17 protein-coding genes and 1 pseudogene are annotated in these 23,275 nt (G+C 63.2%); 9 read left to right on the forward strand and 9 right to left on the reverse strand.

The features are described from left to right. The first annotated feature begins 189 nt into the window (after positions 1-189). A complete protein-coding gene (gene yddG, locus ON753_RS21380) occupies positions 190-1,089 on the forward strand; it encodes an aromatic amino acid exporter YddG (RefSeq protein ID WP_265965269.1) in 900 nt (299 codons plus the stop codon). Positions 1,090-1,442: 353 nt separating this feature from the next. Further along, the gene (locus ON753_RS21385) at positions 1,443-2,327 is read left to right on the forward strand and encodes an HpcH/HpaI aldolase/citrate lyase family protein (RefSeq protein WP_265965271.1); all 885 of its coding nucleotides are present in this window, start codon (positions 1,443-1,445) and stop codon (positions 2,325-2,327) included. A gap of 69 nt (positions 2,328-2,396) precedes the next feature. Here ON753_RS21385 and ON753_RS21390 read toward each other — a convergent pair whose 3' ends face one another. Next, positions 2,397-3,167: a sulfotransferase gene (locus tag ON753_RS21390; RefSeq protein ID WP_265965272.1), complete on the reverse strand. Its 771-nt coding sequence runs from the start codon at positions 3,165-3,167 to the stop codon at positions 2,397-2,399. A 311-nt stretch (positions 3,168-3,478) separates the two neighbouring features. Between ON753_RS21390 and ON753_RS21395 the strand changes: the two genes are divergently transcribed. Continuing rightward, positions 3,479-3,682: a DUF1737 domain-containing protein gene (locus ON753_RS21395; RefSeq protein WP_265965275.1), complete on the forward strand. Its 204-nt coding sequence runs from the start codon at positions 3,479-3,481 to the stop codon at positions 3,680-3,682. A 206-nt stretch (positions 3,683-3,888) separates the two neighbouring features. On the opposite strand, the gene ON753_RS21400 is transcribed toward ON753_RS21395, so the two are convergent. The 6 genes and pseudogenes from ON753_RS21400 to ON753_RS21425 all read right to left on the reverse strand — a co-directional run bounded on the left by ON753_RS21400 (position 3,889) and on the right by ON753_RS21425 (position 12,017). Continuing rightward, positions 3,889-4,011 (reverse strand): hypothetical protein, encoded by a 123-nt coding sequence (locus tag ON753_RS21400; RefSeq protein WP_265965277.1) that lies wholly within the window; start codon positions 4,009-4,011, stop codon positions 3,889-3,891. Between the two features lie 235 nt (positions 4,012-4,246). Then, positions 4,247-5,224 (reverse strand): ATP-dependent carboxylate-amine ligase, encoded by a 978-nt coding sequence (locus tag ON753_RS21405; protein ID WP_265965279.1) that lies wholly within the window; start codon positions 5,222-5,224, stop codon positions 4,247-4,249. A gap of 75 nt (positions 5,225-5,299) precedes the next feature. After that, positions 5,300-5,959, reverse strand: coding sequence for an outer-membrane lipoprotein carrier protein LolA (locus tag ON753_RS21410; RefSeq protein WP_265965281.1), 660 nt, complete (start codon positions 5,957-5,959; stop codon positions 5,300-5,302). A gap of 172 nt (positions 5,960-6,131) precedes the next feature. After that, positions 6,132-8,864 carry a DNA translocase FtsK gene (locus tag ON753_RS21415; RefSeq protein WP_265965283.1) on the reverse strand — a complete coding sequence of 911 codons (2,733 nt, stop codon included), beginning with the start codon at positions 8,862-8,864 and terminating at the stop codon, positions 6,132-6,134. Then, positions 8,861-10,083, reverse strand: a pseudogene (locus tag ON753_RS21420) (aminotransferase class I/II-fold pyridoxal phosphate-dependent enzyme). The gene ON753_RS21415 and the pseudogene ON753_RS21420 overlap by 4 nt, the downstream one beginning before the upstream one ends. 182 nt (positions 10,084-10,265) lie before the next feature. Continuing rightward, complete coding sequence (locus ON753_RS21425; RefSeq protein ID WP_265965284.1) at positions 10,266-12,017, reverse strand: cation:proton antiporter domain-containing protein; 1,752 nt, start codon at positions 12,015-12,017, stop codon at positions 10,266-10,268. A 255-nt stretch (positions 12,018-12,272) separates the two neighbouring features. On the opposite strand from ON753_RS21425, the gene ON753_RS21430 reads away from it, so the two are divergent. Beyond that, on the forward strand, positions 12,273-12,929 hold the full coding sequence (locus tag ON753_RS21430) for an SGNH/GDSL hydrolase family protein (protein WP_265965286.1): 657 nt from the start codon (positions 12,273-12,275) through the stop codon (positions 12,927-12,929). A 2-nt stretch (positions 12,930-12,931) separates the two neighbouring features. Here ON753_RS21430 and ON753_RS21435 read toward each other — a convergent pair whose 3' ends face one another. Beyond that, positions 12,932-13,195, reverse strand: coding sequence for a DUF1674 domain-containing protein (locus tag ON753_RS21435; RefSeq protein ID WP_265965287.1), 264 nt, complete (start codon positions 13,193-13,195; stop codon positions 12,932-12,934). 155 nt (positions 13,196-13,350) lie between these two features. Here ON753_RS21435 and htpX point away from each other — a divergent pair, with 155 nt between their 5' ends. The 5 genes from htpX (at position 13,351) to ON753_RS21460 (ending at position 21,686) form a co-directional block, all read left to right on the forward strand. Next, positions 13,351-14,280 carry a zinc metalloprotease HtpX gene (gene htpX, locus ON753_RS21440; RefSeq protein WP_265967222.1) on the forward strand — a complete coding sequence of 310 codons (930 nt, stop codon included), beginning with the start codon at positions 13,351-13,353 and terminating at the stop codon, positions 14,278-14,280. A 153-nt stretch (positions 14,281-14,433) separates the two neighbouring features. Continuing rightward, entirely contained in the window at positions 14,434-15,801 is a 1,368-nt protein-coding gene (locus ON753_RS21445; RefSeq protein WP_265965289.1) for an RsmB/NOP family class I SAM-dependent RNA methyltransferase, read from the forward strand. 209 nt (positions 15,802-16,010) lie between these two features. Next, positions 16,011-17,711 carry a heparinase II/III family protein gene (locus ON753_RS21450; RefSeq protein WP_265967224.1) on the forward strand — a complete coding sequence of 567 codons (1,701 nt, stop codon included), beginning with the start codon at positions 16,011-16,013 and terminating at the stop codon, positions 17,709-17,711. Positions 17,712-17,784: 73 nt separating this feature from the next. Further along, positions 17,785-19,401, forward strand: coding sequence for a bifunctional phosphoribosylaminoimidazolecarboxamide formyltransferase/IMP cyclohydrolase (gene purH / locus ON753_RS21455; RefSeq protein ID WP_265965291.1), 1,617 nt, complete (start codon positions 17,785-17,787; stop codon positions 19,399-19,401). Positions 19,402-19,574: 173 nt separating this feature from the next. Then, positions 19,575-21,686, forward strand: a complete 2,112-nt coding sequence (locus ON753_RS21460) for a methyl-accepting chemotaxis protein (protein WP_265965293.1) — start codon at positions 19,575-19,577, stop codon at positions 21,684-21,686. A 79-nt stretch (positions 21,687-21,765) separates the two neighbouring features. On the opposite strand, the gene ON753_RS21465 is transcribed toward ON753_RS21460, so the two are convergent. Then, positions 21,766-23,154 (reverse strand): MFS transporter, encoded by a 1,389-nt coding sequence (locus ON753_RS21465; protein WP_265965295.1) that lies wholly within the window; start codon positions 23,152-23,154, stop codon positions 21,766-21,768. Between the last annotated feature and the right edge of the window lie 121 nt (positions 23,155-23,275).

A 23,275-nucleotide genomic window follows, 5' to 3' on the forward strand; every position in this document is an offset into this window, starting at 1 on the left:
AGTGGCAAATCATTGAAGTGAGCCACACAATGTCCCTAAATCCGAGCGGGGATCAAGGACCTCTATCAAATTTGCCCGAGGCCCTTTGCCGGCAGGGCCGACCATTCCCAGCGGTTATGCGGATTTTTGGATGCAGCGACCGCGGTTTTGTGCCATGAGCGGAAGGTTTTTGGGCAACGGGACCTGATGATGACGGATGCGGGACGGCTGAGGGCAACGATGATCGGACTGAGCGCTGTCCTCATGTGGGCAACGCTCGGGCTTTTCGGTGCGGGATCCGGCCAGGTTCCGCCCTTTCTGCTGAATGCGCTTTGTTTCGGGATTTCCGGCAGCCTGGCGCTCGTCTGGCTCGCGGTCTCGGGCAAACTGGCCCTGCTGCGCCAGCCCTTGAGGGTCTGGGCTTTCGGGACGCTCGGGCTGTTCGGCTTCCATTTCTTCTATTTCACCGCCATCCGGAACGCGCCGCCCGTGGAGGCGAACCTGATCAACTACACCTGGCCGTTGCTGATCGTGCTGTTCTCGGCGCTGCTGCCGGGCGAGAAGCTGCGGCTTCACCACATCATCGGAACCTTGCTCGGACTGGCCGGAGCTGTCCTGCTGATTTCCGGCGGCGACGGCATCGCCTTCTCGGGCGGATCGGCGCTCGGATACGGGGCCGCGATCGCCTCCTCCCTGTTCTGGTCCAGCTATTCGGTTCTCTCGCGCCGGCTCGGGTCCGTTCCGACTGAGGCCGTCGCGGGCTTCTGCCTGATGACGGCGCTGCTCTCCGGCCTGTGCCATCTGGCGCTGGAAGAAACCGTGCTGCCGTCCCAGCCGTCGGAATGGGCGTCGATCGCCGCCCTTGCGCTGTTTCCGGTCGGGCTCGCGTTCTTCACCTGGGACATCGGCGTGAAGCGGGGCGACATCCAGGTTCTCGGCGCGGCGGCCTATTCCGCGCCGCTGCTTTCGACGCTTTTGCTGATCGCTTTCGGATTTGGCGCGCTGACCCTGTCCGTCGGGCTCGCCTGCCTTGCCATCACGCTGGGGGCCGTCGTCGCGGCGAAGGACATGATCCTTGGCGCGCGCGGCAAGCCGCGCCCGGCGGAATGACCGCGCCTTTCCCCTTTCGGACAATTTCACTCACGCCCGCGATCCGGTACGTTAACCGGAATTCCGTTTCGCCAGGCCACAGGACCGCCGATGACCACAGATCTCATACCAACCGTCATTGATTATGACTCATCTGATGGACCATATCGGTTTGTCGGCGAGGCGCGTCGCGCAGCGCGACCGTCCGGTCGGGCAAGCGATGCAACGACGTCCGGCGGGCCGATATGGTCCACCGAAGGCCGTGTTTTCGAAACGCCTGGACGTCGTCGCGCTTCTTGGCCGATGCCCCGCATCGCCCTGCGAAGCGCTGCTCGCCGGACGGTCCGAAAACTCGGTCAGATGGGGCATAATCAATGACGGTTGGTATCAGACCCCGTCGATCCGCTCTCTATATGCCCGGCTCCAACGCCCGGGCGCTGGAGAAGGCGAAGACGCTGGATGTCGATTGCCTGATTCTGGATCTGGAAGATGCCGTCGTGCCGGATGCCAAGGAGCTTGCCCGCACCCAGATCTGCGAGGCGGTTGCCGGCGGCGGATACGGAGAGCGCGAGGTTGTTGTCCGGATCAACGGCCTGGGCACGCCCTGGGGCGAAGACGATCTGGCCGCGGCGGTGAAAGCGGGGCCGGATGCGATCCTGGTGCCGAAGGTGAACTCTCCCGCCGATCTGCAGCGTATCGCGCTCAAGCTCGCGGTTCTCGGCGCGTCCCGCGATCTGAAACTCTGGGCGATGATGGAAACGCCAGAGGCATTGCTCAATGCCGGCGCTATCGGGGCCTGCGGCAAGGATCCGCAGGTGCGGCTCTCCTGCGTCGTCATGGGCACGAATGACCTGGCAAAGGAAACCCGTGCCCGCCTGACGCCCGGCAGGGCGGCGATGATGCCGTGGCTGATGACCTGCGTGGCCGCGGCCCGCGCGGGCGGTGTCGACATCCTGGACGGGGTCTACAATGCCTTTCAGGACGAGGAAGGCTTTGCCGCCGAATGCGCGCAAGGAGTGGAGATGGGCATGGACGGCAAGACGCTGATCCATCCGAAGCAGATCGACACCTGCCACGCCGCCTTCAGCCCCACCCCGGAGGAAATCGCCTGGGCCCGCAAGATCAACGAAGCATTCGATCAGCCGGAAAACGCCGACAAGGGCGCGATCCAGGTCGAAGGCAAGATGGTCGAGCGGCTGCATGCGCAGATGGGCAGGCGTGTGATCGCCATTGCCGAGGCCATCGCAGCGAGAAGCTGATGGAACCGGCGGAAGAACGGCAAGAATGATCGTCTTGCCGTTCTTCCGCCGGCCCGTGGAAAAAATGCTCTAGTGTTTCAGCTTGGTCGCCAGGACCTTGGCGGTCGCCTCAGGGTCGAACGGCTCCTTGAGGAAGTCGTACAGGGGCCTCAGCTTTTCGGTTTCGCCGAGATAGTCCTCGTACCGCAGCTGGAAGCAATAATCCTTGTCTTGCGCATAGGTGCTGGTAATTTCCTCGAAATTTTCCCAGCGGCGGCGGACGTCATCTTCCGTCATGGTCTTCCAGAACGACGATTTGACGACGTTCTCATACTCCCGGTTCTGGAAAATGAAGCGGCTGTTGGGGAAGTATTTGCGGATCGTGTCGATGAATTTCGGGAAGAATTTCGGATCGTTGTGGTAGCGGATCTCCTTGAAGCCGAGGACGCGGGCGCGTCCCTTCGGGCGCAGGACCTGGGAGACGAACGTGTCGAACAGAGCCAGTGCGTATTCGTCGACGTCGACTTCCTCCATTCCGAACCAGGGATCCATGGACGTTCCGACCATCTTGCCGAAATAGGGCCTTTCGGCCACGATCTGCGACCGGCGCGGCTCCTGGCGCTGCAGGAAATTGCCCTCGTTGGCAATCGCGTTGACGGACCTGCACAAATGGACCAGGGCGTTGGCGTTCTCTCCCCGGATGAAATAACCGGGCATCGAATTCAGAAGGTGCTGCGTAAGGGTCGATCCGGACCGGCCGAAGGCGACAACAAAAACATATCCGTCCTGGGGGTAGTACAAGGCGGGATACCGCCGGTGCAGCTCAAAACTGTCTTCGATCAACGGTTGCACTTTCGACATGTGTGTCTATCTCCTCAAGGGACCTCGGAGCGCGATGAGTGCGGTCGGACCGGCTTGCGTGATCAAATGGTCCAAGGCCAAATTCATCCCGTTCTGGTTGTGGTCCCGATCTTCTGCGCGGGCGCTTAGAAGAGCCGTGAATGATGGCTGTTTTTTGTCCTGTTCAGCCGATCCCTGGCGCAGGCATCAGGAAGGCCGGGAAAAGTTTCGGGGCGGGCCCGCGCCCGACTGACGATCGCCGATTGCCCAATTGCGCGGCATGGTCTAGGAGCTTGTCGGGATGCGTTATCACCTTGGAACGAGAGTCAGCAATGAAGCTTTATCGGTTCATCACCGGCATCGACGACAGTGAGTTCTGCCACCGGGTCACCCAGGCTCTGAACAAGGGTTGGGAGCTTTCAGGCTCGCCGTCGCTGACGTATGACGCCACGCGCGGCGCCACGATCTGCGGCCAGGCGGTCACCAAGGAAGTCGACGGCGAATATTCCCGCGATATCAAGCTTGGTGATTACTAGGGCGTCCAGGCGCAATCGCTCTGGAGGCGGTCCACAAACACATCGGGTGGGCTGCAATCTCCGGGCAAGTGGCCCATCCTTCGAGACAGCGCTTCGCGCTTCCTCAGCATGAGGGTGTGCCTCCAGACAGGCTTGCAAGGACTCCCAGCACAGCGGCTCCTCGTTCAGCGATTGCTCCTCCCACTCCCTCATGCTGAGGAGGACCGTCAGGTCCGTCTCGAAGCATGGGCGGCATACTCAAGAGCAAGCGGCCCGTCCTTCGAGACGCCGCTGTCGCGGCTCCTCAGGATGAGGTTCTTGTTGCAGGTGGCGAACTCAGGGCCGGCCAACCTCCCCACCTCCTCATGCTGAGGAGGGCTGAAGGCCCGTCTCGAAGCATGGGCGGCGTACTCAAGAGCAAGCGGCCGATCCGGAAGCTTCAGGAGCCAAGCTTGCGGACCAGGAGGTCCAGATCCGCAGCAGCATTCAGGACAATGCCGATTTACGTCAGCGCCGGTTCAACCTTGTCGCGGTCGGCATAAGCCGCGGAGAGGCTGACGCCGGGCGCGTGGTGGCGTGGCGGCATTATTCCGCGAACATCGCGGCAAAGACCTTTTGATAGATGCCCTTGACGAGCTCGGCTTCCGCCAGCCCCTGCCGGTAGAGATTGCCGAGGCCGGGTGCGGCATTGACTTCGAGGACGACCGCATCAACTCCGGGCGAGGCGATGTCCGGCAGGATCAGGTCGACGCCGGCATAGCGCAGTCCCAGTGTTCGAGCCGCCCGGCTGGCGATCGAGGCGGTTTCCGGGGCAAGGTCTTCGGCAATGACGATGCTTGCCGATCCGCCGGACGAGAGATTGGCGACCGGCAAAAGCCTCACCCTCGTGCCCGGTTCCGGAACGCTTTCCAGGCTCATGGTCTGCCGGGCCAGTTCACATTCGATGCGGCCGTCGGAGGGGTCCACCCTGTCCTGCGCCGCAATCAGCTCCGCGAGGGTGAGCTTTCCGTCCCCCGTGACATGCGGCGGGTGCCGTTCGACGGCACAAAGGACCTCCCCGTCCAGAACGATGACACGAAGCTCGCGCCCCCTGATCTCCTCTTGGACAAGCAGCTGCGCATGGCGCTTTGCGAGCATATGCAGCGTCTGCGTCAGGCCGGGATAGGTACCGACGCGGATCACGTCCGCACCCTCCTGTCCGACATTCGGCTTGACGAACAGCGGAAAGCCGCCGGTCTCGGCAAAATCAAGCACGTTTGCGGGAGGGTGGTTGCGGTTGCCGAGTTCGGAGCTGAAGACAAGCCGGCTCGCGGGAACGGCAATGCCGCTCTCTTCCAGGAAGTGTGCTGCATAGGCCTTGTCGTCGGCTATTTCCGAAGCGCCCAGGGTGTTCAGGTCGAAATGGGTTCCCTTGAAGAACCAGCGCCTGCCGTCAGGGCTCTCCACCAGCCCGGCATGGCCATGGGAATCGCCAACATGAAGCCGGTAACCGGTCCTTGCGCAATGCTGCTCAAGCAGCTGAAACACCACCGACCGGTTACCGGATTGTTTCGTTTCGGCCATGTCGCACCCTGCTCGTACCGGCTCAAAGTGCCGGAGCATCTTATCCGCGTTTCCGCGAATGCAGGATGCTCCCGGTCAGTGCTTGTTCTGTCGGGCGTTCGCCAGATAGTCGATCTCGAAGAGATCCGGATTGGTCGGCCCATTGGACACGACGTTGTAGACGGCAACGGATGTATCATAGCCCTGCTGGTCGGTCACCGTCCATTGCTTCAGCGCATAGTTCTCCGCGTCGAAGATGAGCGTCAGCGTTCCGGAGTTGAACCTGGTCTTGTCCTCGATGGTGACCGTGACGAGATCCTCCTCGACCAGGACGTTGGTAACGTTGGTGTCTTTCTGCAGGTTGATCGTATCGGACAGAAGGAAGCGCAGCGGTGTCTGGCCGAGCGGCCAGATGTCCTGGGTGTTGAGCTTCCGGTCGCGTACGGAGACGGACTTTCCGTCAGCCACGATGTCCAGAACGGAGGGCTTGTTGTAATAGAAACGGACCTTGCCGGGGCGGGCCATGTAGAATTTGCCGTCGGACTGGCTCCCGTCCGGGCCGAACTGGATGAAGTCGCCATGCATGGTCTTCACGGAATTGAAGTAGCCGTTCAGTTCCTTGAGCGTCTGCTGCTCCTGCTGCGTGAGGGCATGTGCGGACGTGAAGGCGGCCAGCGACAGCGCCGCTGCCAGTCCGGCTGCCAGCGTCGTGCGGGTCAGAGGCTTGACCAGGCGTTGTGCGAAGCGTTTCAGCATTATGCAATGTCCTAACCGTTGGACCTGTCTGCCTACATATGGATGCGTACAGCCGCAGAACAAGTCGATCGATCACAAGAGGTCGAGCGCCGTTCGTTCAAATTGAGAAGCGTGACGCCAAGCTTAGGCCCTAGCTAGTGACCGTGTGTGGCAAACCTTTGACATATTAACATCAAAAGTCTTCGTCATTGCCGTTCTGCACCAGTATTTCGCGCTTTCCGGCGTGGTTTGCCTGGCTGATCAGACCCTCCTGCTCCATGCGCTCGATCAGCGATGCCGCCCGGTTGTAACCGATCGAAAGACGCCGCTGGACATAGGAGGTCGAGGCCTTCTTGTCCCGCAGGACGATGGCGACCGCCCTGTCATACAGATCGTTACCGTCATCGCCGCCCGCAAGCCCTCCGCCGTCATAGGGGCTGTCCGTATCGTCCTCTTCTTCGGTAACGGATTCCAGATATTGCGGTGCGCCCTGCACCTTCAGGTGCTTGACGATTTCCTCGACCTCGTCGTCGGCGACGAACGGACCGTGGACGCGCTGGATACGGCCGCCGCCGGCCATGTAGAGCATATCGCCCATGCCGAGCAGCTGCTCGGCGCCCATTTCGCCCAGGATCGTGCGGCTGTCGATCTTCGACGTCACCTGGAAGGAGATACGGGTCGGGAAGTTCGCCTTGATGGTACCGGTGATGACGTCGACCGACGGACGCTGGGTCGCCATGATCAGGTGAATACCGGCGGCACGGGCCATCTGGGCGAGCCGCTGGATCGCGCCCTCGATGTCCTTGCCGGCGACCATCATCAGGTCGGCCATCTCGTCGACGATGACGACGATATACGGCATCGGCTCGAGCGGCAGGTTTTCCTCCTCGTAGATGGGCTGGCCGGTATCGCGGTCAAAACCCGTCTGCACGGTGCGGGTGAAGGTCTCGTTCTTGTCCAGCGCCTGTTTGACGCGGGTGTTGAAGCCGTCGATGTTGCGCACGCCCATCTTGGACATCTTCCTGTAGCGGTCCTCCATCTCGCGGACGGTCCACTTCAGGGCGACAACGGCCTTTTTCGGGTCGGTCACGACCGGCGTCAGCAGATGCGGAATGCCGTCATAGATGGACAGTTCGAGCATCTTCGGATCGATCATGATCAGCTTGCACTGCTCCGGCGTCAGCCGGTAGAGCAGCGACAGGATCATGGTGTTGATCGAGACGGACTTGCCCGATCCCGTCGTTCCGGCGACCAAGAGGTGCGGCATGCGCGCCAGGTCGGCGACGACACTCTCGCCGTTGATGGTCTTGCCGAGCGCCAGAGCCAGCTTGGCCTTGGATTTCTCGAAGTCCTGGGCGGCCAGCAATTCGCGCAGATAGACCGTCTCGCGGCGCGCGTTCGGCAGTTCGATGCCGATGGCATTCTTGCCCGGAATCACCGCGACACGCGCGGAAATCGCGCTCATGGAGCGGGCGATGTCGTCGGCAAGGCCGATCACGCGCGAGGATTTGATCCCCGGCGCGGGCTCCAGCTCGTAGAGGGTCACAACCGGGCCCGGGCGCACTTCGATGATCTCGCCGCGCACGCCGAAATCTTCGAGCACACCTTCGAGAATGCGGGCATTCTGCTCCAGCGCATCTGCGGACAGGCCGGGTATCTTACCGCCGGTCTTCGGTTCCGCCAGCAGGCGCAGCGGCGGCAGCTCGTATTGTTCCTGGGCGCCCAGGAAAGACGGCTGCGCCTCTTCGATGGCCCGCTTGCTCTGCTTCGGGCGCGGGGCCGGGGGGATGACGCGGCCGGATTGCGGGGCCGGCTCCGCCGGCTCCGGCGCGGCGATGCCGACCGGAGCGGCCGGGCGGCCCGCGACAGGGCCCTTGTCGATCAACAGATCGTCCGGGTCGAAGGTGTCGCCCTCGTCATCGTAAGAATCGTCCGCATAGGGGTCGTCGTGATCCTCATCGCCGGCATTGCGGCCGCGCTTGTAGAGCTCCTCGAGACCGTCATCGACTTCCGGCATCAGCCGGCCGGCCAGAGCGCGGCGGAAGGCCTTCAGCCGGCTGCCCTGGCGGGTATCTCCAAGTTCGTCGTCCGCGTCGTCGTCCTCCCAGAATTCGTCATCGTGACGCGGCTGCGACCGTTTGAGGCCGGCCAGGCGCCGCACTTGGGCGATCGACTGAAGTCTCCAATGTTCCATCTGGCCGACAAGGGCGCTGGCGAACAGGCTGAGGCGGGATTCGCCTTCCTCCTCGTCGAGCCCAAGCTCGTCCTCGATCGACTTGCCGTGGCCCTTCGGAGCAGTCGATGGCTCGATGCGGACGGCGGGTTCTCCCGCCCGGCCGAGCCAGCCGGCCGCGGCCAGCAGAAGAAGGACCGCCGGAACGCCGAGACCGAGGCTGCCGAATATCGTCGCGGCGCCGCTCGTCATGTTGGACGTGATCAGGGCCGGGATGCGGTGAACCGTGTCGCCGAAGAAGCCGCCAAGGCCGGTCGGCAGCGGCCAGCTTTCCGGCACGGGCAGCGCGGCAAGGGCCCCGGCGGCCAGGGCGGAGCCGGTCAGCCAGAAAACGAGACGCTTGCGGCCGATGCCGAGCGCATGGCCGGTCAGAAGCCGCCAGCCCCACAGCACCAGCGGCACCAGGAAGACGGCCGTTGCCAGGCCGATGGTCTGCATCAGGATATCGGCCAGGATCGCGCCCGGTGCGCCAAGCGCATTGCGCACCGGGCCTTCGGTTGCATGGTTGAGGCTCGGATCGCTGACCGACCATGTCGCAAGGCTGGCCGCCAGCATGGCGGCCACCGCGACGATGCCGAGGCCCGCCGCTCCGACCAGGTTCCGCCGGAGAAAGCGCTTCAGCGGGCTTTCGGTGTCCAGAAAATCGACCGAAGACCGGCGGCCGTTTCCGCGCGTTACGCTGGCCCGTCTCATGCGTTGTCCCCCAACCAGTTTGCCAATCGTTCAAGAGCAATTTCGGTCTGCTTCAACGGTGCGACCAGACCGACGCGAATGTAGTTGCGACCGGGATTGCTGCCGTCCGCCTGATCGGATGCCAGATAGCTGCCCGGCAAAACCTTGACCCCGCTGTCGCGCCACAACCTTCTCGTCACGGAGACGCTGTCGCCCCATTTGCCGACGTCCAGCCACAGGAAAAAACCGGCCTCTGGGGTGACCGGGCCAAGAATCGGGCGCAAATACCGCTCTGCCACTTCAAATTTCTCGTTATATAGCCGCCGGTTCTCGATGACATGGGCCTCGTCCTGATAGGCGCGCACGGCGACCGCCTGCGCGGGCAGGGGAACCTGCGGCGCGGCAAGACCGCGAAACCGGGCCCATTTTCGCAGGAACTCCGGATCGCCCGCCGCGAACCCGCAGCGCAGGCCCGCGAGGTTCGAGCGCTTCGACAGGGAGTTCAGCACGACAATATTGGAAAAATCGCCGCCCAGCGCCCTGGCCGCCTCCAGAATGCCGGGGGCGCCGTCGTGCGGTAGATCTCCGAATAGCATTCGTCGGCGAAGATGAAGAAGCGGTGCTTGCGGGCGAGCGCGATCAGGCGCTGCCAGAAGGAAATGCCGGCCACACGGCCTTCCGGATTGGTCGGCGAGGCGATGTAGAAGGCGACGGTCTCGTCGAGGAGGTCCGGATCGAGACTGTCGAGATCCGGCAGAAAATCGTTTTCGGCAAACGCGTCGAGCAGAACCGCCCGGGCATCTGCCACGTGGGCCGCGGCGGCATAGGTCTGGTAGAAGGGATTGGGCAGAATCACCACGGGGTGATCGAGCCCCTTCTCCAGCTGGTCGCGGGCGGCAATGGCGCCGAAGGAAAGGCCTTCGCGCGAGCCGTTCAGCGGCAGGACGCCATGCTCGACATCGATCATGCCGCCCAGGTCATAGCGCTGGTCGAGCCATGCGGCGACCGCTGCCCGGAACTCGGGCGACCCGTTGATCGGCGGATAGCGGCGGAAACCGGCCATATTCTCGGCCAGAACCTCCGCCGTGAAATCGGGAATCGCATGTTGCGGCTCGCCGATCGTCATGATGATCGGGTCGAGACCCGGCGTCTCGCCGTCCAGGAGGTCGGCAAGGCGCTGAAAGGGATTGGAGCTCGGCAGCGAGGCGCCGCGCTTATAGGCTGTTGGGCTGGCAATCATGAATGATCCGGCATTCCATACGCATAACTTGGACCCGACCCTATCGTCCCCTTGGTAAATCTCTTATTAACCAAGGGTGCAGGCGGCGGTTCTTTCACGCAATTGTCTGATTTATGTGCACTCGGCAGATTTCGCTTTTGTGCAGCCATCTCCTGTCGTTCCTGCAAAGGCAGCAATGGCCCTTAACTCCGGACCTCTTGCGCCGCGGGATGCGGGTCTTTGATCTCCTCGGATTTCGTGGAGACGTGCGCCAGCATCGCTTGAGCAAGCTCACGCTCGGCCACGATGGCAATATCGGCACCGTATTTCCGCAGGTGTTCCGCCTCTTCGTCGGAATGAGCACGTGCGATGATCTGCAGGCCCGGGTTCGCGGAGCGGGCCTGAGTGGCGATCTGTCCGGCCTCGAAGCCGTCGGGAACGGCGATGAACAGCTGTTGAGCCGAGGCGAAGTTTGCCGCTTTCATCACGTCCGGAGCCGGGGCATGCCCGCAGATCACGTCGATCTTGCGATCGTTCAACTGGGCTGTGAGCGCACGGCGTTCTTCGACCACCACAATCTTTCTGCCCTCGTGCAGCAGAGCATCACATATGACACTGCCGACCCGGCCAAAGCCGACAATGATGGTGTGATCCGCAAGGTCCGTCGGTGTCGTTTCGCCGATGGAGAAGGTCTCCGTCTCGGTGGGTCCCTCCGCCGGTGGGCGTGCGGAAGCTGCATCGGCGGCACTCGCGTATAACGGCTTTGCCCGGTCGAGCGCCAGGAAGAACGCGGGCGTTGCGATGATGGAGACCATGGCGCCCGCCAGGACGAGATCACGTCCCTCTTCGGGCAACAGACCGAGTCCGACGCCGATACCGGCCAGGATGAAGGAGAATTCACCTATCTGGGTCCGGCTCGCTGCAACGGTCAGGGCCACACCCAGCGGGTAGCGAAACGCATGCATCGCCAGGAACGCCGCAGCCGGCTTGATCACCGTGACGACGACCACCACACCGAATACAAGCCAGGGTTCCCGGATGAAGATGGTGGGGTCGAACAGCATGCCGACCGACACGAAGAACAGAACGGCGAAGGCATCGCGCAGAGGAAGTGCTTCTGCGGCAGCTCTCTGACTGAGCTGTGACTCGCTCAGCACCAACCCGGCAAAGAACGCACCGAGGGCAAACGAAACGCCGACGAGTTCGGCTGCCCCGTACGCGACCCCAAGCGCAAGCGCCAGCACGCCAAGGCGGAAGAGTTCGCGCGATCCGGTATGTGCGATGTAATGAAGAATCCACGGGATGACCCGCTGCCCGACCACCAGCATGATGGCGACGAAAGCCGCGGCTTTGCCGATCGTGATCGCGATGCCGGTCAGGATCGCCGGAAGGGAAACTGCAACAGGCGTCCCGGCCGAGGTGCCGGCGCTTCCTGTAATTTCGGCAAGCGTCGGCAACAGCAGGATGGCGAGGACCATGACGAGATCTTCAACAATGAGCCATCCGATGGAAATGTGACCCGCCTGGGTGTCGATCTGACGGCGTTCGTCGAGAATACGTGTCACGACCACCGTGCTGGCCACCGAGAGAGTGAGACCGAAGACGATGCCGCTTTCCACCGGCCATCCGATGGCCCAGGCGAGTCCCGCCCCAGATGCGGTGGCAGCGAAAATCTGCAGGACAGCGCCGGGGATCGCGATTCTTCTCACCGAAAGCAGCTCTTTCGGCGCGACCTGAATGCCAATGCCGAACATGAGCAAAATGACGCCGATCTCCGCAAGATCCCGCGCGAGCGTCTGATCGGCCACGTAACCCGGCGTATACGGCCCGACAGCGACACCGGCGAGCAGATAGCCGACGAGCGGCGACAAGCGCAGGCGATTGGCGAGCGTTCCCAGAATGAATGCCAGAACCAGTCCAATTACGATCGTCGGTATAAGAGGGCTATGGGGCATTCCGGCTGCAGGCTCCTTCCGCGCTCGGTGCGTCGATCTTTCTATCCATTTTATAAGTATACGTTGCTGCTGTGACTTTCCGGAAAAAGCGTGACGACTTGCAATTTCCGTGACGAGGGCCCGTCCCTGCCCCACGCTCCGGCCGGGAGGAGAAAAGCAGCCGAACACCATTGGGCAACAGATGCAATTGTCGGCTTGCCGGATATTGCTTAGTGTCGTTCCCGAGCATTTCCATTTGATTCAAAAGAGTTTCCCATGCCGGCAAGAAACGATCCGATTTCCGTCGTTTGTTTCGGGGATTCCCTCACATGGGGGTTCAATCCGCTCGACAGGTCCCGGTACGGCCACGATATCCGCTGGACACGCCTTATGCAGAAGGATCTCGGGCCGGGCTTCTATGTGATCGAGGAAGGCGTCAACGGCCGGACGACAGTCTTCGAAGACCCGGTGAAGGGCGACAAGAACGGACTGGCGCATCTGGAAACGGTCCGCAAGACGCATATGCCGATCGATATCCTGGTGCTCATGCTCGGCACGAACGACCTGCAGGCGCGATTCGGCATGAATGCCGAAACCATCGCGATCGCCATCGGGCGCCTCCTGGATTTTGTCCGCAGGTCCACCGACGATGTTGAGGGACGGCCGCCGAAGGTGCTGCTCATGTCGCCGCCGCCGCTCGCGCCGATTGAAGGGACGCCCTATGCAGCCCAGTTCAGCGAGCAGAGCTACCGGGAATCACACAGGCTGGCCGACTGCTACCGGGAAAAGGCGGCGGAATACGGCGCCTCATTCTTCGATGCGGGCACCGTGATTTCCGCCAGCCGGGTCGACGCCATCCATTTCGATGCCGAGCCGCAGGCGGCTCTGGCAGGGGCGGTGGCGGATCAGGTGCGCAGGCTGGCGGAAGCCTGACCTTAGAAATCCACCGTCAGGCCCTTGATCTCCCAATCGTCATAGCGGGTCGGCTCCAGCCCGCCGCGACCGTTGATCTCCGCCGCCATGGCTTTCTGTTTCGCGTCGATCTGCCTGCGCCGCTCTTCGGCTTCCTGCAGCGCGCGCTGGGCCGCGGGGGGCAGGTCTTCGAAGCGCTTCTTCGGCGCGCTTTCCACCTCCGTCTTGAGGGAAGGCGCCTGGGACTGGGTATAGGCGGTGGCCGGGTCTTCAGGTTTGTGCGTCATTGCTTCGCTTGTCGTTAGGACTACGGTCTCGTCACCCATATAGTGCAATCTTGCCAAGAATGGCAGCAGTCCCCATCTTCATTCCGGAACCGAGCGCGATGGGCGCTCCCGGTCCGGTGACCGGAGATCGGGAACAGGAAACGGAAAACGCTGCGATGAACTACGTTCGCACCGCGATGCTTCTGGCGGCGATGACCGCCCTCTTCATGGGGATCGGTTTCATGATCGGCGGCCAGGGCGGCATGATAATCGCCCTTGCCGTTGCCGCGGCCATGAACCTCTTCAGCTATTGGAATGCCGACAAGCTGGTCCTGCGCATGCATCACGCGCGGGAAGTCGATGAACGCACTGCGCCGGAGCTCTTCCGCATGGTGCAGCGGCTGGCAAGCAATGCCGACCTGCCGATGCCGAAGGTCTATCTCATCGACAATCCGCAGCCCAACGCATTTGCTACGGGCCGCAATCCGCAAAACGCTGCCGTGGCGGCCACGACCGGCCTGCTCGATATGCTGACAGCGGAAGAAATCGCCGGGGTGATGGCCCATGAGCTTGCCCATGTGAAGAACCACGACACCCTGATCATGACGATCACGGCAACGATTGCCGGTGCAATCTCCATGCTTGCCAATTTCGCGTTCTTCTTCGGCGGAAACCGGAACAACCCGCTCGGCATCGTCGGGGTTCTGCTGATGATGATCGTGGCTCCCCTTGCGGCGATGGTCGTGCAGATGGCGATTTCGCGAACCCGCGAATATGCGGCCGACCGCATGGGCGCGGAGATCTGCGGCCAGCCCCTTTGGTTGGCGTCTGCTCTCGGCAAGATCGCCGGCGGCGTGAAGCGCATCCACAATCCGGATGCCGAGGCGAGCCCGGCAACGGCGCATATGTTCATCATCAACCCATTGTCGGGCGAGCGGATGGACAATCTGTTCTCCACCCACCCGAACACCCAGAACCGCATCGACGAATTGCGCAAGCTGGCCAATGCGGGTCCGGCAGCCGGCGGGCGGTCGTTCTCCGGCCGTTCGTCCGCCGTGCCGCAAACCGGGTCCCGCGAAAGCCGCCCCAAGGGCCCTTGGGGATAGGCGGCGCCCGGCCGGGCAAAAAGCCCTTTGCCTTGTGCCAGCGCGAGCGGGTATGATCGCTCCAATGCGCCGCAACCGGACGACCGGTTTGCGGCGCTTGATTTTTACCTGCCGGCCTCATCTGCGGACCGGCGACCGGTCAAGGATATTTCCGTGAACAAACGGCCGCACACGAACCCGAAACCTTCAGGCGAACTGGCGCCGGAGACCTCCCACAAGCCCGGCTTTGCCGTCCGCAAGGCGGCCGCCGATATTCTCGGTAACGTGGTCCACAAGAGGCGGCCGCTGGATGGCGAGCTCGAGGCTCATTCCGGATTCCGGCAGCTTGCCGCCAACGACCGGGCGCTGGCGCGGGCCATCATCGGCGCGGCGCTGCGGCACCGGGGGGAAATCTCGGAAATCCTCGACCGGCTGCTCGACCGCAGCATCCCGGAAAAGACCGGCCGGGTTGTCGACATCCTGCATGTGGCGATCGCCCAGATGCTGTTCCTCGATATTCCCGACCGCGCGGCCGTGTCGCTTGCGGTCGACCATGCCGCGGCGGACCGCCGCGCACGACCCTACAAGGGCCTGGTCAACGGCGTGCTGCGCCGTCTCGGCCGGGAGCGGGACGAGGTGACCGCGGATCTCGAGGCAGACAGCCTCAACACGCCGGACTGGCTGCTGGAAAATTGGCGCAGCGCCTATGGCGAGGAAACCGCCGGCGCGATCGCAAGGGCCCATCAAGGCGAGGCCGGGCTCGATCTGACCGTCAAATCCGACCCGGAAGGCTGGGCAAAAAAACTCGAGGGCGAGGTTGTCGGGGCGGGCAGCGTCCGCCTCACCCGCAAGGGGCCTGTCGAAGCGCTCGAGGGCTTCGAGGCCGGCGAATGGTGGGTCCAGGACGCCGCCGCCGCCCTGCCGGCGCGTCTCCTGGGCGACGTCCGGGGTTTGACGGCCGCCGATATATGTGCCGCGCCCGGCGGCAAGACGGCGCAACTCGCCGCGGCGGGGGCCGAGGTGACGGCGGTCGATATTTCCAGGAACCGCCTGAAGCGGCTGGAGGCGAACATGGCCCGCCTGGGACTGAGCGTCACAACGGTTGCCGCCGATGCCAGGGCGTTCGAACCGCAGGAGCCCTTCGACGTCATCCTGCTCGACGCCCCCTGCAGCGCGACGGGCACGATCCGGCGGCATCCCGATGTGCCCTGGATCAAGCAAGCTTACGACGTTGAAAAGCTGAGCGAAATTCAGCGCGACCTGCTGGACCGGACCGTTTCCTGGGTCAAGCCCGGCGGACTGATCGTCTACTGCACCTGTTCGCTGGAGCCGCAGGAGGGCGAAGCGCAGGCCGCGGCGTTTGTGGAGCGGCAATCGGGCAAGGTCGGGCTGGTGCCGATCGATCCGAAAGAGATCGGCGGCCTGGGCGATTGCGTCACGAAAGAGGGGTATCTTCGCTGTCTGCCGTGCCATAAAGCGGGTACCGCAGCGGAATCAACGGGTATGGACGGTTTTTTCGCAGCCCGGTTCCGTCGGTTTTAACGCGGAATAAACTCTTCATTTGCAATGATTCTCTAAATGAAATGCTAACCTTAATGCTTCGTTTTCATTAGGTAACACCGGAGAACTCCCATCGTCGCGCATAAACCATCAGTCACAGGGATGGTTTTGTGAATATCGCAAGCTTCAATGAAAGAGGCCGTATCTGGCGTCTTGTGGCCCTGCATATTTGGCAACGCTCCCTGAAATGGATGCATGGCGGACCGATGTTCCGCATGCAGCCGTTTCTGGCTGTGCCCTCGCGCCTGCTCATCGCACCGCAGGACCTGCGCACCGCGGACGCGACCAACGCGGCCGACATCTATGGCGGGCGATTCCTGTTTTCCGGACATCTGGTGGAGACGCAGGGCCGCTCGCCCTTCGAGCTGAAGGCCACGCATGAGGACTGGCAGCGCGAGCTGCACAGTTTCGGCTGGCTGCGCGACCTGCGCGCCGCCGACAGCCAGATTGCGCGGCAGAACGCCCGCGCGCTGGTGGAAGACTGGATCAAGTTCAGCGGCCGCTGGCACGATATCGGCTGGGAGGCGCCCGTGGTCACCCGGCGGATCCTGTCCTGGCTGGCGCACTCGCCGTTCATCCTCATGGACGGGGACCACGACTTCTACAGGAGTTTCGTCAAGTCGCTGGCCCGGCAGGTGCGCTATCTGCGCCAGACAATGAATGAAACCGATGACGGGGTCGACCGCCTGCACGCCGCGCTGGCGATCGCCTCGGCGTGTCTTTCCATGGCGGATCAGGGGCGCTTCGCGCGCCAGAGCGTCCGCCGGCTGGAACATGAGCTCAACCGGCAGATCCTGCCCGACGGCGGCCACATCTCCCGCAACCCGCGGGCGCTGATCGACATTCTCGCAGACCTTCTGCCCATCCGGCAGGCATTCGTCTCCCAGGGCCTGGAAATGCCCCAGGCCATGCTGCAGTCGGTCGACCGGATGATGCCGCTTCTGCGGTTCTTCCGCCACGGAGATGGCGCCCTTGCCCATTTCAACGGCATGGGTTCCACGCCGAGCGATCTGGTGGCCACGATCCTGGCCTATGACGATGCCCGGGGCGCACCGCCGCTCAACGCGCCGCATTCCGGATACCAGCGCCTTGTCGGCGGTGCTTCGGTTACCCTGATCGATACCGGCCCGCCGCCGGCGACTTCCGTTTCGGGTGACGCCCATGCCGGATGCCTCTCCTTCGAATTCTCCTCAGGCGGCAACCGGATCGTGGTCAATTGCGGCGTTTCGCCGAAATCCAATCCGCTCTGGCGCAGGGTCGCCCGCTCGACCGCCGCCCATTCGACGGCGACCATCGAAGACACCTCGTCCTGTCACTTCCTGTCGGAAAAGCCGTTCGGCCGCATGCTCGGCGCTCCCATCCTGTGGGGGCCTGTCAACGTTCCGGTCGAGCGGGAGGACGACAAGGCGGGCAGCCGGATCACCGCATCCCATGACGGCTATGCCGCGGAATTCCATGTCGTGCACGAGCGGGACATGCGTCTTTCGGGCGACGGCACCGTGCTCGACGGCATCGACACCTTCGTGGGGGTCGCATCCATCGACCCGGACCACCGCTATGCGATCCGCTTCCATCTCCACCCGGCCATCCGTACGTCGATGATCCGCGGGGGAAGCGCGGTGCTGCTGGTCTGCCGCGATGGCGAGGCCTGGGAATTCGAGGCCCCCGGCAGCGAGCTTGCGGTCGAGGAAAGCATCTATCTGTCCGATGTCTACGGCCACAGGAAGAGCGAGCAGATCGTCCTCAACGGCGCTGTTCTGGAAGCCCCTTCCGTCGCCTGGCAGTTCCGCAAGACGGCAACGGCACGGCTGAGCCGCCGGGGCACCAGCGATTTTGACGAAGTGGACGAGCTTCCCCTGGGAGACGGGGAAAGCAATATAGTCGAGCCATGATCTTCCGATTTGCCTGAAGACGTGATAGGGCGACGCCAACTCTCCCGGATCGTTCCCAATCGTGAGGCAAATCATGGCCATCGTGTCCAAAGCCGTTCCCGTTCCCGAACTGGTTCCCGTCAAGCGCGCGCTGCTTTCCGTATTCGACAAGACGGGCCTCGTCGACTTTGCCAAGGCGCTGGCCGAGCGCGGCGTGGAGCTTGTTTCCACCGGCGGTTCCTACAAGGCCTTGAAGGACGCGGGACTGACGGTTCTGGACATTTCCGAGGTCACCGGTTTTCCGGAAATCATGGACGGCAGGGTCAAGACGCTGCATCCCAAGGTTCATGGCGGTCTTCTGGCCATCCGGGAGGATGCCGATCACAAGACGGCGATGCGTGAACACGGCATCACCGGCATCGATCTCTTCTGCGGTAACCTCTATCCGTTCGAACAGGTGGTCGCCTCGGGCGCCGATTATGCCACCGGCATCGAGAACATCGATATCGGCGGCCCGGCCATGACCCGTGCCGCCGCCAAGAACCATGCCTATGTCACGGTGGTGACGGATCCGGCCGATTACGACCAGGTGATCTCCGCGCTCGACACCAATGGCGGCCAGTCGCCGCTGGCCCTGCGCAAGAGCCTGGCGCTGAAGGCCTTTGCCCGCACGGCGGCCTATGACGCCGCTGTTTCCAACTGGCTGGCGGACCAGCTCGACGAGGAAACGCCTGCCCACCGGGCCGTCGGCGGCGAACTCGCCGAGGTCATGCGTTACGGCGAAAACCCGCACCAGACCGCGGGCTTCTACAAGACCGGCGAGAACCGCCCGGGTGTTGCGACCGCCAGACAGCTCCAGGGCAAGACGCTCTCCTACAACAACATCAACGATACGGATGCGGCTTTCGAACTGGTGAGCGAATTCGATCCGGCGCGCACCAGTGCCGTCGCGATCATCAAGCATGCCAATCCTTGCGGCGTCGCCGAAGGGGCGAGCCTGAGGGAAGCCTACGAGAAGGCCCTGCGCTGCGACCCCGTTTCCGCATTCGGCGGCATTGTCGCCCTCAACAAGACGCTCGACGTGGAAGCGGCGGAGGAAATCGTCAAGACCTTTACCGAGGTCATCATCGCGCCGGACGCCGATGATGCGGCGCGCGCCATCATTGCCGCGAAGAAGAACCTGCGCCTTCTGGTCACCGGCGGCCTGGCGGATGCGCGGGCAAAGGGGCTGTTCGTCAAGTCGGTCGCCGGCGGTCTCCTGGTGCAGTCCCGCGACAACGGCGTCGTTGACGATCTCGACCTGAAGGTGGTGACGAAGCGCGCTCCGAGCGAGCAGGAGCTGGCGGACCTGAAATTCGCCTTCCGGGTCGCCAAGCATGTGAAGTCCAACGCGATCGTCTATGCGAAGGACGGCGCGACCGTGGGCGTGGGTGCCGGCCAGATGAGCCGGGTGGATTCCGCCCGTATCGCCGCCCGCAAGGCGCTGGATGCGACGGAAGCCGCGGGCCTGAGCGAGCCGCTCACCAAGGGCTGCGTCGTCGCCTCCGATGCGTTCTTCCCGTTTGCCGACGGCCTGTTGTCCGCAGCCGAAGCCGGGGCCACCGCCGTCATCCAGCCGGGCGGCTCCATGCGCGACGACGACGTCATCGCCGCGGCCGATGAGGCGGGCCTTGCCATGGTCATGACGGGGATGCGGCATTTCCGTCACTGAACGGACGCCTGCGGCCGTGTGGACCACGGCCACAAGCACCCCTTCGATCCGTTTAGGTAGCTGAAATTGCTGCCTTCTCATGGAAGGGCTCGTTAACAACCTTAGGGTAGCCTGACGCAAAGCACGGCAGGTCATTCATCTGCCGGTTATTTCGATCTGCGGAGGCTGCCCAGGTGTTCAGGAATGCGAAAATCACAACCAAGCTGATCGCTGCGAGTGCGACCGCCCTGACGGTCGCACTTGCGGTCGGAATCAGCGCAATCGGATGGCAGGCGTCCCGGATAACCGGCGAACTGGCGCTGTCGGAAGCCGAAACCGTTGCGCACGAACAGGCCCAATTCGTTCAACGCGGCCTGGAAAAGGGACTGAAATCCGCCCAGGCGCTGGCCAGCACTTTCAGTGGCCTGAAAAAGGCCGGTTCCGTGGACCGGGACGCCTGGAGCGCCGTGGTCGAAAACCTGGCGTTGACCAACAAGGACCTTTCCGGCGCCTGGGGCGCCGTGGTCAACAATCAGCTCGACGGCAAGGACGCGGAGTTCGTCGGCAACGAGACATGGGCCGAGGGTGGTGAGTGGCAGCCCTATTATTTCCGCAAGGCCGATGGCAGCCTCGCCTACCGGCCGATTGAAAAGATTGCGGTCGGCAACATGAGCGACGCGAGCCAGTTGTGGTTCAACGGCGCCTATGTCAGCGGCAAGGACTACGTGACCGAGCCCTACAGCTGGGAAGCGGACGGCAAGACCGTCACCGGCGTTTCCTTCTCCGTGCCGATCCGCGACGGCGGCAAGGTGGTCGGTGTTGCCGGCGGCGACATTCTGCTGACGCCGCTTTCGGAGGAACTGGGCAAGCAGAAGCCGCTCGAGACCGGTTCGATCCATCTCCTGTCGCAAGAGGGCATCTGGATTGCCCATCCGGACCAGGCCGTGCTCGGCAAGGCGTGGTCGGAAGGCCGCTCAGAGGCCGACCTTGCCGTGGAGAGCGCATTGCTGGATGCGGTCAAGAACGGCGAACCTTTCTCCTATGACGGCTATTCGAACTCGCTGGGCGCGGATGTTCGCCGCATCGTCGTACCGGTCTCCATCGGCGAAACGGATTCGAAGCTCGCCGTGGTCGTGAACGTTCCGCTCAAGACCCTCAACGCCGCATCGTCGCAGATCACGACCATGATCGTCGCCGTCGGCGTCGGCCTGCTCATCGTCGTTGCCCTGTCCATCTATCTCGTCGGCAACCGCATCGTCCGCCGTCCGCTGGAACGCGCCGTCGGCAGCATCCAGGCCCTGATCGATCAGCGTTACGACGCGCCGATCGACGATACGGACCGTGAAGACGAGATCGGTCAGATCAGCAAGGCGCTGGAGGTCTTCCGCGAGAAGGCGCAGCAGGCGGAAACGCTCTCCGAAGAGCAAAAGGAAATCCAGCGGCAGCAGATTGCGCGCGCCGAACGTATCAGCGAGCTCTCCCAGAGTTTCGACCGGCAGATTTCCGAGCTTACCCAGACTGTTATGGCGCAGGTGCAGGACCTGAACGCAGCCTCCGTCTCGCTGACGGCCGGTGCCGACGACACCAGCGAGAAGAGCACCGCCGTCGCTGCAGCCTCCGAAGAAGCCTCTTCCAACGTGGAGACCGTGGCTTCGGCCGCCGAGGAACTGATGGCCTCCGTCAACGAGATCTCCCGTCAGATGACCCAGTCGACGCAAATCGCCGCTCATGCCGTCAGCCAGGCGCAGTCCACCAACAGCAAGATCGAGGGGCTGGCGAAAGCCGCCAACCGCATCAGCGAAGTCGTCAAGCTGATCACCGACATCGCCGAGCAAACCAACCTCCTGGCCCTCAATGCGACCATCGAGGCGGCCCGCGCCGGAGAGGCCGGCAAGGGCTTTGCGGTCGTTGCCGCCGAGGTCAAGGAACTTGCCAACCAGACGGCCAAGGCGACGGAAGAGATCTCTCACCAGATCCAGTCGGTGCAGAACGAAACCGCCGGCTCCGTCGATGCGATCAAGGGCATTTCGGAAACGATCGAGAAGATGAACGAAATCTCCTCGAGCATTCAGTCCTCCGTGGAGCAGCAGGGCCTTGCCACGGACGAGATCGCCCGCAACATCCAGGAAGCCTCGAACGGCACCCAGCAGGTTGCCCAGAACATCGTCAAGGTGGCGGCTTCCGCCGACGACACGGGCGGCGCGGCGCGGCAGGTCAGCGCATCGGCAAATGTCCTGCAAACCGAGGCCAACCGGCTGAAACAGGAAGTCGAGAGCTTCCTGGAGAATGTCCGCCAGGTCGGCTGACCGGGTTTAGAAATTTCCGCCCAAGAGAACGCGCCGGTGTCATAGCCGGCGTGTTTTTTGTTCACGGAGTGAAAAGGGTTTAACCCCGATGCCCGGCCCGCTTTTCCGTAACCATCATGAGAAGGCCGAGGCCGAGCGCAAAAAACACCAGGATGACCGACATGCCGGCCGGCTGGCTGCTGGTGAGGGAGGTGACGACGCTGACGGCGAGCGGGGCCAGGAAACTCGTGAGTTTGCCGGACAGGGCCATGAGGCCGAAATACTGGGTCATCCGGTCCGGCGGGGCGAGACGGATCAGCAGGCTGCGGCAGGAGGCCTGCAAGGGCCCGGAAACGGCGCCGATCAGGCCGCCGAGGCCGATGAAGACCTGCTCCGGCAGCGAGGCGAAGAACGCGCCTTCGGGGGCGGCCTCGGTTCGGATGAAGAAAAACACGGTGGTGCTGTCGACCGAGATCAGGCCGAGGCCGCAGATCATCAGGACGATCAGGCAAAAGATGATGACCGCGCGGGCGCCGAACCGGTCGTCCATCGGGCCGCCGAGAAGCAGGCCGAGCGTGCCGGTGATGGTCAGAATGATGCCGAACGTGCCGATTTCGATGGACCCCCAGCCCAGCTGCCCGGCCGAATAGATGCCGCCAAAGGCGAAGAGGGCGACCAGGCCGTCCTTGAAGACCATGTTTGCCAGGAGAAACAGGAAGATGTTCCGGTTCGCACGGGCATGGGAGAGGCTTTCGCGAAGGCTGGACAATCCCAGGCGGATCGCGGAGCCGATCTTTGCCCTGTGCGGCGTGTCCGGCACGAAGAGGAACATCGGCAGGACAAAGACCAGATACCACAGCGCCGAGAACGGCCCGACTGCCCGGTCTCCTTCCTGCGTGGCGGGGTCGAGGCCGAGGACCGGTTCGAAGCCGAGCAGCGTCCTGCCCGTTTCCGGGTTCGCCGCGAAAAATCCGAGGGCAATGACGAGGCTTGCCAGCCCGCTTGCATAGCCCAGGGCCCAGCCGAAGCTCGACAGGCGCCCGATGCGCGAGGGCGGGACCAGCGAGGGCATCATGGCGTTGTTGAAGACGGTGGCGATTTCGATGGAAAGCGTGCCGATGGCGAAGGCCGTCAGCGCGATGGCAACCGCATGCGGGCTGCCGGGAGCCGCGTACCAGAATGCCCAGCAGCAGGCGAGAAAGGGCACGGAAAAGAGGAGGATCCAGCGTTTTCGCCGGCCGGTGGCATCGGCAATGGAGCCGAGCACGGGAGCGGCGAGCGCAATGCCGAGACCCGCGGCTGCCGTGGCATAGCCCCACAGGGCCTGGCCTTCGGCCGGGGTCGCGGCCAGGGCGGTGGCAAAAAAGGGCGCGAAGACGAACGTGGTGATCAGCGTGAAAAACGGCTGTGCGGCCCAATCGAAGAGCGCCCAGGAGACCACCGCGCGCTGGTCAGTCTTCCCGGAGCCGATTTCCAAAACCGTGGTCATTGTCCGTTCAGCCCCTGCATCGGAAAAGCCGGCAGGGGAACCGCCGGCCGTCTGCTGACAAAGTACGTTCTCTCCGTCGTCATTCCGGCCAAGCGCAGCGCGAGCCGGAACCGGAGAGTCA

Origin of the sequence: Roseibium salinum (assembly GCF_026240905.1) — a bacterium.
Classification (GTDB): domain Bacteria; phylum Pseudomonadota; class Alphaproteobacteria; order Rhizobiales; family Stappiaceae; genus Roseibium; species Roseibium salinum.